Annotated in this window: 9 protein-coding genes and 3 rRNA genes (1 of these 12 running past the window's edge); 4 read left to right on the forward strand and 8 right to left on the reverse strand. The window is 60.0% G+C overall.

Annotated elements, in window-relative coordinates; translation table 11 throughout:
- From ACOYXG_RS00020 to rrf (ACOYXG_RS00030), 3 genes are all read left to right on the forward strand, one after another.
- Positions 1-485, forward strand: a 23S ribosomal RNA gene (locus ACOYXG_RS00020); it begins 2,407 nt to the left of the window's first position.
- A gap of 153 nt (positions 486-638) precedes the next feature.
- Positions 639-754, forward strand: a 5S ribosomal RNA gene (gene rrf, locus ACOYXG_RS00025).
- A gap of 107 nt (positions 755-861) precedes the next feature.
- A 5S ribosomal RNA gene (rrf, locus tag ACOYXG_RS00030) occupies positions 862-977 on the forward strand.
- Between the two features lie 65 nt (positions 978-1,042).
- Here the strand turns inward: rrf (ACOYXG_RS00030) and ACOYXG_RS00035 are convergent.
- The 4 genes from ACOYXG_RS00035 to ACOYXG_RS00050 all read right to left on the reverse strand — a co-directional run bounded on the left by ACOYXG_RS00035 (position 1,043) and on the right by ACOYXG_RS00050 (position 6,387).
- Positions 1,043-2,221, reverse strand: a complete 1,179-nt coding sequence (locus ACOYXG_RS00035; protein WP_460355164.1) for a PepSY-associated TM helix domain-containing protein — start codon at positions 2,219-2,221, stop codon at positions 1,043-1,045.
- Positions 2,222-2,296: 75 nt separating this feature from the next.
- Positions 2,297-4,798 carry a TonB-dependent siderophore receptor gene (locus tag ACOYXG_RS00040; protein ID WP_460355167.1) on the reverse strand — a complete coding sequence of 834 codons (2,502 nt, stop codon included), beginning with the start codon at positions 4,796-4,798 and terminating at the stop codon, positions 2,297-2,299.
- Between the two features lie 87 nt (positions 4,799-4,885).
- Entirely contained in the window at positions 4,886-5,887 is a 1,002-nt protein-coding gene (locus tag ACOYXG_RS00045) for a FecR domain-containing protein (protein WP_460355170.1), read from the reverse strand.
- Positions 5,887-6,387 (reverse strand): sigma-70 family RNA polymerase sigma factor, encoded by a 501-nt coding sequence (locus ACOYXG_RS00050; RefSeq protein ID WP_336841523.1) that lies wholly within the window; start codon positions 6,385-6,387, stop codon positions 5,887-5,889. The genes ACOYXG_RS00045 and ACOYXG_RS00050 overlap by 1 nt, the downstream gene beginning before the upstream one ends.
- A 311-nt stretch (positions 6,388-6,698) precedes the next feature.
- Here ACOYXG_RS00050 and ACOYXG_RS00055 point away from each other — a divergent pair, with 311 nt between their 5' ends.
- Positions 6,699-8,579 carry a methyl-accepting chemotaxis protein gene (locus tag ACOYXG_RS00055; protein WP_096797711.1) on the forward strand — a complete coding sequence of 627 codons (1,881 nt, stop codon included), beginning with the start codon at positions 6,699-6,701 and terminating at the stop codon, positions 8,577-8,579.
- Between the two features lie 146 nt (positions 8,580-8,725).
- Here the strand turns inward: ACOYXG_RS00055 and ACOYXG_RS00060 are convergent, their stop codons facing one another.
- The 4 genes from ACOYXG_RS00060 to ACOYXG_RS00075 are packed head-to-tail and all read right to left on the reverse strand — an operon-like array spanning position 8,726 to position 14,324.
- Positions 8,726-9,193: an SRPBCC family protein gene (locus ACOYXG_RS00060; protein ID WP_460355174.1), complete on the reverse strand. Its 468-nt coding sequence runs from the start codon at positions 9,191-9,193 to the stop codon at positions 8,726-8,728.
- A gap of 22 nt (positions 9,194-9,215) precedes the next feature.
- A complete protein-coding gene (locus ACOYXG_RS00065; protein ID WP_336841520.1) occupies positions 9,216-12,608 on the reverse strand; it encodes an amino acid adenylation domain-containing protein in 3,393 nt (1,130 codons plus the stop codon).
- A 13-nt stretch (positions 12,609-12,621) separates the two neighbouring features.
- Positions 12,622-13,551, reverse strand: a complete 930-nt coding sequence (locus ACOYXG_RS00070) for a diiron oxygenase (RefSeq protein WP_097086767.1) — start codon at positions 13,549-13,551, stop codon at positions 12,622-12,624.
- Complete coding sequence (locus tag ACOYXG_RS00075) at positions 13,548-14,324, reverse strand: DUF3050 domain-containing protein (protein ID WP_346650815.1); 777 nt, start codon at positions 14,322-14,324, stop codon at positions 13,548-13,550. Before ACOYXG_RS00075 ends, ACOYXG_RS00070 begins: the two co-directional genes overlap by 4 nt.
- Between the last annotated feature and the right edge of the window lie 227 nt (positions 14,325-14,551).

A 14,551-nucleotide genomic window follows, 5' to 3' on the forward strand; every position in this document is an offset into this window, starting at 1 on the left:
CGCTCAACGGATAAAAGGTACTCCGGGGATAACAGGCTGATACCGCCCAAGAGTTCATATCGACGGCGGTGTTTGGCACCTCGATGTCGGCTCATCACATCCTGGGGCTGAAGCCGGTCCCAAGGGTATGGCTGTTCGCCATTTAAAGTGGTACGCGAGCTGGGTTTAGAACGTCGTGAGACAGTTCGGTCCCTATCTGCCGTGGACGTTTGAGATTTGAGAGGGGCTGCTCCTAGTACGAGAGGACCGGAGTGGACGAACCTCTGGTGTTCCGGTTGTCACGCCAGTGGTATTGCCGGGTAGCTATGTTCGGGAAAGATAACCGCTGAAAGCATCTAAGCGGGAAACTTGCCTCAAGATGAGATCTCACTGGAACCTTGAGTTCCCTGAAGGGCCGTCGAAGACTACGACGTTGATAGGTTGGGTGTGTAAGCGCTGTGAGGCGTTGAGCTAACCAATACTAATTGCCCGTGAGGCTTGACCATATAACACCCAAGCAATCTGAATGCTCGAAAGAGACCAGATTGCGGTGTGTGAAGACGCAATGAACCGAAAGTTCGCGATGCTCACAAACACCTGTATCACATACCCGATTTGCTGAAGCGAGGCCAACCGGTCACGAGTCAGTACCCGAATTTCTTGACGACCATAGAGCGTTGGAACCACCTGATCCCATCCCGAACTCAGAAGTGAAACGATGCATCGCCGATGGTAGTGTGGGGTTTCCCCATGTGAGAGTAGGTCATCGTCAAGATTAAATTCCGAAACCCCAATTGCGAAAGCAGTTGGGGTTTTGTTTTTTAGTAGAAGTCACCGATTTTGCTGGCACGTTACCGTGTTGACGGGCCAGATACAGAATTTCTTGACGACCATAGAGCGTTGGAACCACCTGATCCCATCCCGAACTCAGAAGTGAAACGATGCATCGCCGATGGTAGTGTGGGGTTTCCCCATGTGAGAGTAGGTCATCGTCAAGATTAAATTCCAGAACCCCTGTCTGCTAACGCAGACAGGGGTTTTGTCGTTTCAGGGCTCCCAAAACTCAGGCCACTTTGCGAGCCTTGCTGATGCGCCGGGCCTGCCACTTGCGCCACCAGATGTAGACGCCAGTCCCTGACAGCCCCGCAATCACAACACCCAATACCGCGATGATCACTTGCCCGGTGAAGCCGATGATCCGTCCACCATGTATCGGTAACTGCAATCGATAAAACCGCTCCCCCAATGTCCCTTCTCCAGCTATTTCCTGTCCTAATAATCGTCCGTCCGTGCCGTGAAAGAACAACCAGGATTTTCCATGCGCTTGAGTGTCATGTTGCCCGAATCCTGCGCCGTAGAAGTTGTACTCAAAGCTGTAATACAACTCCCCGATCGCCGCTGTCAGTCCTAACCTCTTCCCCTCGACCAATGCCCTTTCGTACGCCTGTTGATAACTCAACTGTGTCACCCCCAACTCAGATGGAGGCATTCGCCCTCGAGCCTCATAAACGCTCGGCTCGATCGGTGAAAGCAGCGACACCGCCGGTTTGAAGACCTGACTGGGCAAGTTCATCGCGACACTGCTGACCGCAATCGGTAGCAACAACAACCACAGCCACAATCCACTGGCCCGATGCAGATCGAAGTTGAGTCGATAAACGTGGCCGCCCTTGATCTTCCAGGCCGCCGACCACTTTTTCCAGAACGGCTTGCCACGAGGAAACGTCAGCCACAGCGCGATGAAACAATCGATCACCCAGGCGCTGGCAACCAGCCCCATCAACCACAAACCCCAGTTTCCGGGCAGCGTCAGGTTGTAATGAAACTCAAGAATGAACGGAATGAAGTTCTCCCGGGAAAAGCAGCACTCGCCCCAGTAACGTTGGCCTTTCTGCTCGGCACTCACCGGGTCCAGATAGAACACCTGATTGCGCTCATCGAACGGTTTGCCGGTCGCCGGATCATTACGCGGTACCGCCGCCAACATGGCGGTATGCCCCGTCTCCTGCGGATACTCCATGTACCAGACCTGCAACTTCGGATGCGTGGTTTGCACCACGTCGACCAAGGCCCCGGGAGGCAATCGTTGCCCCTCAAATGAGGCTGCGTAGAAGTGCGAATTCAGCCACTCATCCAACTCATGATTGAACGCAAGAATGCTTCCGGTGATCCCGGCCAGCAGCAAAAACACCGCTGTTGCCAGCCCGATATAGCGATGCAACAACACCAACAATGCGCGCATGAGAATTTCCCCACAGAAGCGACAAAGCCAGCCCCTGAAAACAGGGGCTGGCTTTTTTATGCACAAGGCAAAGGTTTAGAACTGGTAGCTGACCGTGGCGGCGACGTTGCGCTCTTCGCCCATGTAGCAGAAGTTCAGACTCGCGCAGGAGGCTACGTAGGATTCATTGGTCAGGTTGTTCGCGTTCAGGCGCACGTCGACGCCCTTCAAGCCGACCTTGCCCAGGTCATAACCGATGGATGCGTCGAACAAGGTGTAGGAAGGCACCTTCAGCGTGTTTTCCGCATCCGCCCAGCTGTAACCGACATAACGCACACCACCGCCCAGGCGCAGGCCGTCGAGTGCCGCACTGTCGAATTTGTAGTCCGCCCACAACGACGCCATGTGCCGCGGTGCCTGAGTCGGCGAGTTGCCTTTGTTCTCGATCACATCGGTCGGCGTGCTCAAGGTGCTGACCATCGACTTCGAGTACTCGATATCGGTGAAGGTATAGCTGCCGAGTACTTTCAGGTTGTCGGTCAACTGCATGTGCGCTTCCAGTTCCAGCCCTTGCGAACGGACAGCGCCTACCGCGCGGTAGAAGTTTTCCTGCGGCAGTTTGGTCGCCAGATTTTCTTGATCAATGCGGAACAGCGAGGCGGTGAACAGGTTGTCGGTACCCGGCGGTTGATACTTCAGGCCGACTTCCCACTGTGTGCCATCGGTCGGAGGCAGAGGATTACCGGCGCTGTCGGCATACGAGTTCGGGTTAAACGACTCGGAGTAGCTGATGTACGGCGCCAGGCCGTTATCGAACAGATACAACGCACCAGCGCGGCCGGTCAGTTTGGTGCGGCGGTCGTTGATTTCCGTGCCCACCGGACGGCCCGCTTCGGCGATACGGTTCTCATCCGACGTCTCGACCCAGTCCTGACGCAGACCCAGCGAAAACCGCCATTGATCCATCTCGATCAGGTCTTGCAGGTAGATCCCGGTCTGCTCCAGGCGCCGCAGGTAACTGGTGTCGCCGTACATATCGATCGCTGAGTTGCCATAGACCGGGTTGAACGCATTGATCGGCGCCAGACCGCCGCTGGTCCAGTCGACCACGGTTTTGCGCCGCTGATAGTCCGCACCCATCAACACGGTGTGCTTGGTAGCTCCGGTGAAGAATTCGGCCTGCAGCATGTTGTCGACGATGAACGCATGCAGACGTTCATCGCCGCCGGTGTAATAGCGGTTCAGTTCGTTGCTGGTTGGTGTCGTCCAGCCGTAGGCGTAGACCTGATCCATGTTCACTTTGGAGTCGAGGTAACGGAAATTCTGTCGCGCTGTGAAGACATCGTTGAAGCGATGTTCGAACTGATAGCCGAACGATTGCTGATCCCGCGAGTAGCCATCAATCCCCGGCTCGCCCTCGAAGAAGTGCGGCGAGATGCGATTGCCGTTGCGCTGATGAATCGTCCCGTCCGCCGGCACGCCACCGTGGTAGCCGCCATCCGGATCGTGCTGCAGATACGCCTGCAGCGTCAGCGAGGTGTCTTCAGTGAAATCAATGCTCAGGGTCGGGGCGAGGGCGAAGCGTTTTTCCTTGTTGTGGTCGAATTGTGTATCGGACTGATCCGTCAAACCGGTCAGACGATAGGCAATGCGCTTGTCGTCATCGACTGGGCCGCTGAAGTCAAACCCGACCCCGCGCTGACCTTGGGTACCGACCGTGGCCTGAACCTGATGATAGGCCTCGTACAACGGCTTTTTGCTGGTCAGCGCCACCAGGCCACCGGGCGAACTGCGGCCATACAAGACCGACGACGGGCCTTTGAGAATATCCACGCGCTCGAGGAAATACGGATCGACCTGCATGGTGCTGTAGGTCCCGCTGTCGCCCATCGACTTGAGGCCGTCGAGGTAGATGTTATCCACCGAGCCATCGTTGAAGCCGCGCATCGCCACATAGTCGTAGCGATGGGTCGCCCCGTAAGGGTTGGTCAGCACGCCGGGGGTATAACGCATCGCCTGGGAGACGGTCTGCGAGCCTTGATCGTCCATTTGCTCGCGGGTGACCACGGACACGCTTTGCGAAGTTTCCAGCAACGCGGTACTGGTCTTGGTGGCGATCTGGCTGTGGGTGGCGTTGTAGCCTTCCATGCTGCCGAGTGCGTTGCCGAGGGCGAAACCTTTGATATCGGTGGTTGGCAGTGCCAGCGCATCGGTTTCACTGACAGGACGCAGGACGTAGCTGCTGCCGTCCTGGCTGACTGCTTCCAGGCCCGAACCGCTGAGCAAATGGCTCAACGCCTGATCAGTTGAATATTCGCCCTGTACGCCCGGAGACTGTTGTCCCTGTGTTTGCTGCGGAGTCATCGCCAGGGTAATGCCTGCCTGACGGGCAAACTGGTTCAGCGCTTCGCCCAGCGGGCCGGCGCCGATGCTGTAGCGATGACTGCTCGCTTCACTGGCAGGGGCGGCGAGGCTCAGGCCGGGCAGCGCACCGGCACCCAGCACGGTGGACAGCAGGGCGGCGCGAACGGCGTGGCGCAGCAGGCCCGATTCGGCAGTGAAATTCAGCGGTTTCTTACAGGTGAGGCGGACAGTCATTGTCGGTTTCCGTGGCAAGTCGCAAAGGCTGAGTTGAAGTGCTTACTGACCAAGCCGGACTTGTCGCGAAAACCCGCCAAAATAATTTCAGGCCACCGCCTCGAGTGTGACCCACCATCGGGTGCGATAACGCAATTGCACCGGCAGGGTCTGCGGCAGGATGGCCAGCAGCTTGTCGGTGTCCTCCAGGCGGAACACTCCGGACAGGCGCAAGTCCGCCACCTGCGGCGCGCACGTCACAAAGCCCTGACGATAACGCCCGACTTCATTGAGGAAATCGCCCAGGCGCATATTGCGGGTCACAATCAAACCATCGGCCCACGAGCCCACGTCCATATCCAGTGGCGCTGCCGGGCGCACCTGATGATGATCGATCAGATAGGTCTGCCCCGCGAGTGCCTCGACGGAGGTTGCGCCGCTGCGGATGGCGACGCTCCCTGAGCTGACGGTAAGCCTTGTGCAATCGCTGTCCTGACGCAGGATGAAGCGGGCTTTTATCGGTTCATAAATGCCATGACGACTTTGCACGCGAAGTGGCCGGTTGAACGTCGCGCCTTCATCGTTACCGCCGCAGGTAACGATGATTTCCCCGCGAGTGAGTTTGATCAGCCGTTGTTGCGCGGTGTAGTCCAGATCCACTGCGCTGGCAGTGTTCAGCTCGATCCGCGTGCCGTCGGGCAACTGGAACCCGCGACGCTCGCCGGTCGCCGTCGCGTAATCAGCGCGCCACTGCTGCCAGACGGAGGTGTCCTTGGCCAGCCACGCCGCGGAGCCCATCAGCACCGCGCCAGACAGCAGCTTCAAGGCTTGTCGCCGCCCCAGCCCTTGCGCACTGTTTTCCAGCGTATTGAACGCCACCTGGGCGCCGGGCACGGCGCGCAGGTTATGGCTCAGTTCGGCCTGCAGCGACTGCACGCGCTGCCAGGCCAGTTCATGTTCATGATGTTCGGCGCGCCACGCGTCGCACTGATGACTCAGGCGCGCATTGCCATGGTTGTTGCGCAGCCGCAGCAACCAGTGGATGGCTTGCTTGACCACCTGTTGCTGCGGCTCGGCGCGGCGCCCGACTGAGTTGTTATCCACAGGCATCAGGCTTCGTACCGCAACACGTAACAGTGATACAGCCCATCGGCGACGTAACGTTCGACTGAGCGCAGCGACAAGCCCATCTGCGCGGCAATCTGCCTGTGGGTCAAACCTTCGCACTGCGCCAGCAGAAACGCCTGACGCACTTTCGGTCGCAAGCCTTCAAGCATGCGCGCGATGCTCTCGAGCAACTCGATTACCAAGGCGCGGGTTTCGGCGCTTGGGGTTTCGGCTTCGGGCAAATGGGCGATGGTTTCGAGATAGGCGCGTTCGATTTCTTCACGACGCCAATGATCGATCACCAAGCCACGGGCGATGGTGCGTAAAAATGCGCGAGGTGCCTTGAGTTCCAGGCGTTCGCTGCGCTGCAACAGGCGCACGAAAGTGTCCTGGGCCAGATCTGCGGCATCCGCGGCATTGCCCAGCCGCGCCCGCAGCCAGGCGTTGAGCCAGCCGTGATGACTCCTGTAAAGCGCCTGCACTGCAAACTCAGGTGAGGACATGAACGCGACAGCCCGAACGTCACAAATGATAATTAGTCGCATTTTTATCAGGGGCTGCGAATTTTGCAACCTCTGCTCGGAGATCCAGCAAAAAAACTTCGTGGCGGACGCTCTGGCACGCCGTTCGGCGGGAATCTGACAGAAATGCCGGGCATTTCCCACGCAGCCCTAAGATTTCCGCGAATGGTGCCGACAGACTGGTGAGACATGCGTGCACCAAAGTAGAGCGGCCGTCAGAACGCCGCCTGCGCTGTACATGGAATGTTGCATCCCGGAACGCATCCCCACTTTTGCATAAGAAGTCCCATGAAATGAATCTCAAGTTCAGCCATAAAATCCTGTTGGCCGCCTCGGGCGTCGTGGTCCTGGCTTTCGCTTTGTTCACCCTCTACAACGACTATCTGCAGCGCAACACCATTGCCCAGAATCTCCAGTCGTCCGTGCAGCAGGCCGGCGATCTGACCGCCAGCAGCGTGCAGAACTGGATGAGCGGGCGGATCCTGGTGCTGGAAAACCTCGCGCAGAACGTTGCCCATCAGGGCAAAGACGCCGACTTCCCGGGGCTGGTCGATCAACCGGCCTTCACCTCGAACTTCCAGTTCACCTACGTCGGTCAGGCCAACGGTGTTTTCACCCAGCGCCCTGACGCGAAGATGCCCGACGGCTACGACCCGCGTCAGCGCCCTTGGTACAAGCAGGCCGTGGTCGCCGACAAAACCATGCTGACGCCGCCATACATGGCGGCGGTCGGTGGTCTGGTCGTGACCATCGCCATGCCGGTGAAAAAGAATGGCGAACTGCTGGGTGTGGTCGGCGGTGACCTGAGCCTGGAAACCCTGGTGAAGATCATCAACTCGGTGGACTTCGGTGGCCTCGGTCACGCGTTCCTGGTCAGCGGTGACGGTCAGGTGATCGTCAGCCCGGACAAAGACCAGGTGATGAAGAACCTCAAGGACATCTACCCGAATTCCGGTGTGCGCATCGAGAAGGGCAACCAGAACGTGGTGCTCAACGGCCAGGAGCGCATCCTGTCGTTCACCCCGGTCAGCGGTTTGCCGAATGCCGACTGGTACATCGGGCTGTCGATCGATCGTGACAAGGCCTACGCCGCCCTCAGCCAGTTCCGTACTTCGGCGCTGATCGCGATGTTCGTCGCGGTCGCGGCGATTGCGCTGCTGCTGAGCCTGCTGATCAACGTCCTGATGCGTCCGCTGACCACCATGGGCCGCGCGATGCAGGACATCGCCCAGGGTGAAGGCGACCTGACCCGGCGTCTGGTCGTGGCAGGCAAGGATGAGTTCGCCGAACTGGGCAGCGCGTTCAACCAGTTCGTCGAGCGCATTCACGCGTCGATTTCCGAAGTGTCGTCGGCTACCCGTCATGTGCACGACCTGTCGCAACGGGTAATGGCCTCGTCCAACGCCTCGATCATCGGCTCCGACGAACAAAGTGCGCGCACCAACAGCGTGGCCGCCGCGATCAACCAGTTGGGCGCCGCCACTCAGGAAATCGCCCGCAACGCCGCCGATGCGTCGCAGCACGCCAGCGGCGCCAGCGAGCAGGCCGATGACGGTCGTCAGGTGGTCGAGCAGACCATTCAGGCGATGACCGAGCTGTCGCAGAAGATCAGCCTGTCGTGCACCCAGATCGAAACCCTGAATGCCAGCACCGACAACATCGGCCACATCCTCGATGTGATCAAAGGTATCTCGCAGCAGACCAACCTGCTGGCGCTCAACGCGGCCATCGAAGCGGCCCGTGCCGGTGAAGCCGGACGCGGTTTTGCGGTGGTGGCGGACGAAGTGCGTAACCTCGCCCACCGCACCCAGGAGTCGGCGGAAGAGATCCACAAGATGATCACTTCGTTGCAGGTCGGTTCGCGTGAAGCGGTGACCACCATGAACGCCAGTCAGGCGTCCAGCGAAGAGAGCGTGGAAGTGGCCAATCAGGCCGGTCTGCGCCTGGTCAGCGTGACCCAGCGCATCGGCGAAATCGACGGCATGAACCAGTCGGTGGCCGCTGCAACCGAAGAGCAGACGGCGGTGGTGGAAACCCTCAACGTCGACGTCAATCAGATCAACCTGCTGAACCAGCAGAGCGTCGCCAACCTCAATGAAACGTTGAAGGATTGTGATGCGCTGTCGCAGCAGGCCAATCGGTTGAAGCAGTTGGTCGACAGCTTCAAGATCTGATTTTCAGATTCGAGACCGCGTTATCGTTCTTCGCGAGCAGGCTCGCTCCCACAAATTGACCGCGTTCCTACAGAAGGAGTGCGATCAAAATGTGGGAGCGGGCTTGCTCGCGAAGGCGGTAGTTCAGTCACCGCCAAACTGAAGCCTTATTCAAACAGCTTCAGCACATTCCCCATCGCATCATCGGCAAACCCCTGCACGAAATCCTTGAACCCCGGCAGTGCCTCGGTACCTCCGCTGGCCGGCTCGGCAATGATCGTCCAGGTCGCCCTCGACTTCCCCGCTCCCAATGATTCCACGTTCATCGCCGCCCACAGATTGGCCACACCCAAGGTGTTGTAGATCGTGGTCCAGGTCATGGCCCGTGCCTGCTCATCGCGTGAGTTGAGTTGCTCGACCACCACGTTGCCGTCCTTGAAGAACTTCTTGCGCAGCGACGACACGCCGTCGCCGGTCATTTCGATGTGCGACAGCGCCGGGATGAAGCGGTCGAAGCCAGCGAAATTGCCGACCACCGCCCAGACCTGCGCCGCGTCCGCCGGCACTTCCACCGACGACACAACGTGGCAGCCGTGCGGGTTTTTGATCAGGGTGTCGGGTTGCAGATTGCTCATGGTGTTGCTCCTTTTTGATGAGTTAGATGAAGTTGATCTGTTTCAGGTAGTCGCAGCCGCGACGCAGCAGCGCCGGGGATTTTTCCGGGTAGTGCGCGCCCATCTGTTGCACGCCGGCTTCAGCGTTGGCGTGGCCGATCAGGGAGATGTCGCCGATGTCTTCCTCGAAGCCGTTGAGGTAGAAACCGAGCACGCCGAACAGCGCGTTGTCGGCGTCGACCCGGCCCAGTTGCTGCTGCCAGTCGGCGACGCTGACCAGCGAGAACTCGCTGCCGGTTTCGCGGAACGAAGCGACGTAGGCGTCCCAACTCAGCGGCTCGGGGTTGTGCAGGTTGAACACCGCGCGCTCGGTCGAATAACGGCTGGCGTGGAAGGCGATGAAACGCGCTAGAAAGTCCACCGGCATCAGGTCGAAATTCAGCGCAAAGGCCGGCACCTGACCGAGCTGGATCGAGCCCTTGAGCATCAGCATCAAACGGTTTTTGTGCGGCTGACAGACGCCGCTCAGGCTGTTGAAGCTGATGTTGCCGGGGCGATACAGGTTGACCCACACCCCACGCTCGCGAGCCCGTTCGAGGACGCGCTCGCCGACCCACTTCGACAGGTTGTAGCCGTTGCGAATGTAGATCGGCGGCGTCGGCGCGGCGGGCAGTTCGAGCACTCGGCCTTCGCCGTCGACGGTGCTGGAAGCGGACAGCGTCGAGACAAAGTTGAAGACCTTTTTGCTGCGTCCTTCACACAGACGCAGCAGCTCGAAAATCGGCTCGACGTTATCAGCGGCAAGCGACTCGTAATCGAGCACGTGATTGACGTTGGCGGCGTTGTGCACCAGTGCGCCGAACTCGCGATCCAGGCGCTGATAATCGTCGTCGGCCAGGCCGAGTTGCGGGCGGGTGAGGTCCGCGGAGTAGATCCGCACCCGGCTCAAATCGAGATGCTCGAGACGGTTCTCACGCAGCGCCTGAGCAAAACGCTGCGCCGCCGTTTGCCCGCCACCGTCGCGCACCAGACACGCCACTTCGCTGGCGCCCCAACCGAGCAGCGCTTCGACGATGTGCACGCCGACAAAGCTGTTGGCGCCGGTGACGATCACCTTGTGCACATCGCCCAGGCGACTGATCGGCAGCGGTTCGATGTTCAGCGGGCGCTCGGCGTCGGCCATGGCCTGGGCGCTGAGCACTGCGCTGTCATCGGTACCGCGCACCAGCGTTGCGAGTTTGATGATGGTCGGCAATTCGATGAAGCGGTTGATCGAGATGCTGCGCCCGAACTCCTCACGCAAGCGCAGTAACATCCGCGACAGCAGAATCGAATGCCCACCGAGATTGAAGAAGCTTTCGTCGGTGGAAATATCGCTGCTCGGCAGCTCCAGCAGTTCCGCCCAGATCTCCAGCAGCAACGCTTCGTCAGCGTTGGCCGGCAGGCATTTCGGACCGCTGTCCTGCACGCTCACCGGCAGCTCCAGCAATGCCTTGCGATCGACCTTGCCGTTGCTGGCGAACGGCATCCGTGCCAGTTCAGTCCATGCCACCGGTTGCATGTAGTCCGGCAGAAACTGCTGGGCATGCGCCTTCAACAGATCGCGGGCAGCGTCCGACTGCGGCTGCGCAAGGAACGCCAGAATCCGCCGCTGACTGTCGATCACCACCGCCACCTGACGGTACAACTGGCTCTCGCGCAGGCAGCGTTCGATCTCTTCCGGCTCGACCCGGAAACCGCGAATCTTCACCTGATTGTCGCGCCGTCCGCACAGCTCGATACCGTGTTCGCCCCACTTGGCCATGTCGCCACTGCGATAGGCCCGCAAGGTTTCGCCGTGCGGCAGTTGCAGGGTCAGATAGCGCTCGGCGGTCTGCTGCGGATTGTTCAAGTAGCCGAGGCAAACGCCGGGACCGACGATGAACAATTCGCCGACGGTGTTCTCCGGCACCGGTTGCAAGTCGTCATCGAGAATCAGCACCTGACTGTTGGCAATCGGTGCGCCAAGAGTGCGGTTGCTGTCACCCGGATGCAGTTGCCGGGCGGTAATCAGCACCGTCGCTTCGGTGGGGCCGTAGAGGTTGTGCAGCTTCCCCTGGCGGGTCAATTGCTCGATGACGAAGGGCTCGCAGACGTCGCCACCGGTCATCACCTCCACGCCTTGCAGTTGCTCCAGCGGCAGGATGCTCAGCAGTGCCGGCGGCAGGAACGCGTGGGTCAGTTGCCGGCGGCGGATCAACGCCACCAGTTGCAGCGGATCGCGGCGTTGAGTGTCATCGGGCACCACCAGTTCGGCGCCTTCGAGCAGCGTCGGAAAGATATCGATCAGCGATGAGTCGAAGCTCAGCGAAGAGAACTGCAACACCCGGCTTTCGGCGCGCAATTGCACGTAATCGGCGTACCACGCGGTAAAATGCGCGAGGTTCGCCTGGCTCAGCAGTACACCCTTCGGATGCCCGGTGGTGCCGGAGGTGTAGAGCGCCATGCACGGTGCTTCAAGCGTCGGCCGTTGACGCATCAACGGTTGGCTGAGATCCGCGTCGGCACTGTCGATATGACTGACATCCAGCCCCGGCATCGACTCACCGAGCGGATGCTCGCCGTCGTGCAGCAACAACACCGCGCCGGCGTTTTGCAGGATGTATTGCTGGCGCTGCAACGGATGGCTCGGCTCCAGCGGCAGATACACCGCGCCACTGCCGAGCACCGCCAGAATCGAGGCGAACAGCGCCGGGCTTTTCGGCTGGCAAATGCCCACGACCCACGGCTGCGGATGCTGCTCTAGCAGTGATTGCAGGCGTTGCTGGATCGCACGGCTGTGGGCGTGCAACTGGCGGTAGCTGAGCGACTGCTCGGCCAGGTGCAGCGCCGGTCGCTCGGCGTGTTCGATCAGGCTGCGTTGCAGGCGTTCGATCAACGGCGTCTGCGCCTGTTGCAACAATGCCGGATGCGTCGTGGCGTTGAGGCGATGGACGTAAGCCAGACTGTCGAGAAACGACAGGTCCTCCACCTGTTCAAAGTCCGGCGCCGTGGCGGGCATTGCCTGCTGGAAATACTCGGCATCGCGGGAGAAACGGCTGACCAGCAGCGCGACTTCGTCGACCACCTGCGTCAGCACTCGCTGGCGCAGAGCTTGACCATTGCCGGACGGCTCATCGCCAATCGGCACACGGCTGATCAGTGACGAGCCGAGGAAGCACAACAGGTCGATCGTCGGTAAACCGCCAAGGCGCTGCGCAGCGATACCGAGGCGCAGATGCAAGTGCGGGATGGCGCAGAAATCACCGGCGCCGATGAAGCCATCGTCGATGATCAGGTCTACTGGCGATTGCGCCGCGCCGCTGCGCCGTAAGGAGTGACCGTGTTGTTCGAGTTCCTGCGCCAGGTCGGTCATGGCCTGGCTGGCGCCAATCAATAAAATGTCGAGACGTCTCATGTCGGCCTCCTCATCAAACCAGATAGTCACGCAGGGCGTGCTGCACGCAGGGCGTGTCGAGCAGCGAGCTGTTGTGGAAAAAGCGCACGATGTTGCCCACCAGCGGATGGTGGCGATTGATCGGGAACGCCAGCCCGGCCATCTCATCCTTGAGCGAGCGGCGCACTGCCTCGCTGACCGGCAAGGCGTCGATCAGGCGCAGATCGAAGGACTTCTGGATGTCGTTGGTCAGGTAATGGCCGATGAACACCGGCAGGATCTGCGCGATGGTTTCCCGGTCCGCGTCATTGGCGGTGTGCCAATAGATGCGCACCATGCGCGCCCAGAAACTGGAGTGCCGGCCCTCGTCGAGCAGGTGATCGGCCATCAGCCCTTTGATCGACGGCTTGACCGTGTCGTCCCGGGCGAATGCGGCGACGTCACCAGTCACGGTGTTCTCGGCGATGGCCACGCAGATCAGTTCCACGGCGCTGCGCAGGTGTTCGGGCGCCAGTGCCACAGCGGCAGGAATTGCCCGGCTCAATTCGATTTCAGTGGGCAGTTCGATCGGCTCGATGCCGGTCATGGCCACGGTCTGCTGCATGAAATCCATCGCTACCAGCGCGTGGTAATCCTCGTCCACCACCACGGTCATGGCGTCGTAGCGACAGGCGAACGGGAAGGCCACGGCGAAGCGATTCTTGGCGATGCTGCGCGCGGTCTTGTCGACGATCTCGGTCTCGAAAATCACCACGTCGTTGATGAATTTGTACAGCGTCTGCACCAGGGCGAAATCACGCTGCTGCGGGCATTCGCGCAGGAAGGTTTCGCTGAGCACCAGGGGCTGGCGGCTCAGCGGATAGATCAGGCGCTCATCGTCTTCCAGAACACGCCGTGGCCGGGTGCGGATAGTGGCGCGGGTTTCCCAGGCGTCGGCGAAGGATTGGTAGTCGGCGGCGTTCATCGGGCCACCTCCGCCAAGGGCTCGCGCATGCTCAGACGCAGGCCGTCCCACAGGGCGATGCGGCTATCCACCGCCGCGATGGCGCTGGCGTAGACTTCGGCCTCACGCTGCGGATCACCGTCGACCAGGCGCTCCAGCAGTTGCTCTGCCGCCGGGCCGTGATCTTCGGAGTCGACCTCGATGTGGCGCTCCAGGTAATAGCGAAAGGTGGGTGCCTGTTCGATGCCGATCCCCCAGTCATCGAGGATGCGCTGGAACATCGTCGGGATCACGCTCTCACGGCCATGCAGGAACGCGGCGGCGACGCTGTGGCCTGGCGCATGCAGCGCTGTGTTCAGCGTCTCGCGCACAAATTTCGCCGCTGCCGGATCAACCTCAACGCTTTGCAGGGCGACGTCGTAACTCACGCCTTCCTGTTGCAGCGCGACAAACCGTTCGACCGCCGTGGTGCTCGCACCGACTTCGCGCATCGCGTCCAGGTACAGTTCGAAATGGCTGTAATGGCCGTGGGCGGGACGATCATCCGACTCTTCGCCAAGCACGATCTCGTTGATCAGCCGCGCAGCATGCGGATCGCGTGGCGGTAACCATGGCAGCCGTGTACAGGTCAGTTCCTGTTGCAGGCGCTTGGTCAACGACATGAAATCCCACACGGCGAAGACGTGGGATTCCATGAACCGGCGCAGTACCGATAACGAATCGATCTCGGTAAAGATCGGGTGAACGCTCAATTGCGCTTTTTTCAGGGCGAGTTGTTCTTTAGTTGGCATCATGGCGAACCTCGGTGTTATTGGAATAGAGGGATTGCTCGTTCAGTGCATCAACACGGACTTGATAAGTTTGAAATGTTTTCTATTCGCGAACGCGGGCCTCATTCGGATTAATGAAAGTTTGCAAAGTGCATGAAAGGCTCTCGGCCAGGCGTTGGTGAATATTTACCAAGGCTATTGGCTGACTGCAGAGCTGCGCCGTGTTTGCGGGGGTAACCCTGCTCGGCGAG

The sequence above is a fragment of the Pseudomonas sp. G3-39 genome (assembly GCF_054790485.1).

Bases quoted from the DNA above. Each gene is read 5' to 3' on its own strand.
- ACOYXG_RS00050 (WP_336841523.1), bottom strand. From the start codon at position 6,387: ATGTCCTCACCTGAGTTTGCAGTGCAGGCGCTTTACAGGAGTCATCAC.
- ACOYXG_RS00035 (WP_460355164.1), bottom strand. From the start codon at position 2,221: ATGCGCGCATTGTTGGTGTTGTTGCATCGCTATATCGGGCTGGCAACA.
- ACOYXG_RS00070 (WP_097086767.1), bottom strand. From the start codon at position 13,551: ATGAACGCCGCCGACTACCAATCCTTCGCCGACGCCTGGGAAACCCGC.
- ACOYXG_RS00075 (WP_346650815.1), bottom strand. From the start codon at position 14,324: ATGATGCCAACTAAAGAACAACTCGCCCTGAAAAAAGCGCAATTGAGC.
- ACOYXG_RS00055 (WP_096797711.1), top strand. From the start codon at position 6,699: ATGAATCTCAAGTTCAGCCATAAAATCCTGTTGGCCGCCTCGGGCGTC.
- ACOYXG_RS00045 (WP_460355170.1), bottom strand. From the start codon at position 5,887: ATGCCTGTGGATAACAACTCAGTCGGGCGCCGCGCCGAGCCGCAGCAA.
- ACOYXG_RS00060 (WP_460355174.1), bottom strand. From the start codon at position 9,193: ATGAGCAATCTGCAACCCGACACCCTGATCAAAAACCCGCACGGCTGC.
- ACOYXG_RS00040 (WP_460355167.1), bottom strand. From the start codon at position 4,798: ATGACTGTCCGCCTCACCTGTAAGAAACCGCTGAATTTCACTGCCGAA.
- ACOYXG_RS00065 (WP_336841520.1), bottom strand. From the start codon at position 12,608: ATGAGACGTCTCGACATTTTATTGATTGGCGCCAGCCAGGCCATGACC.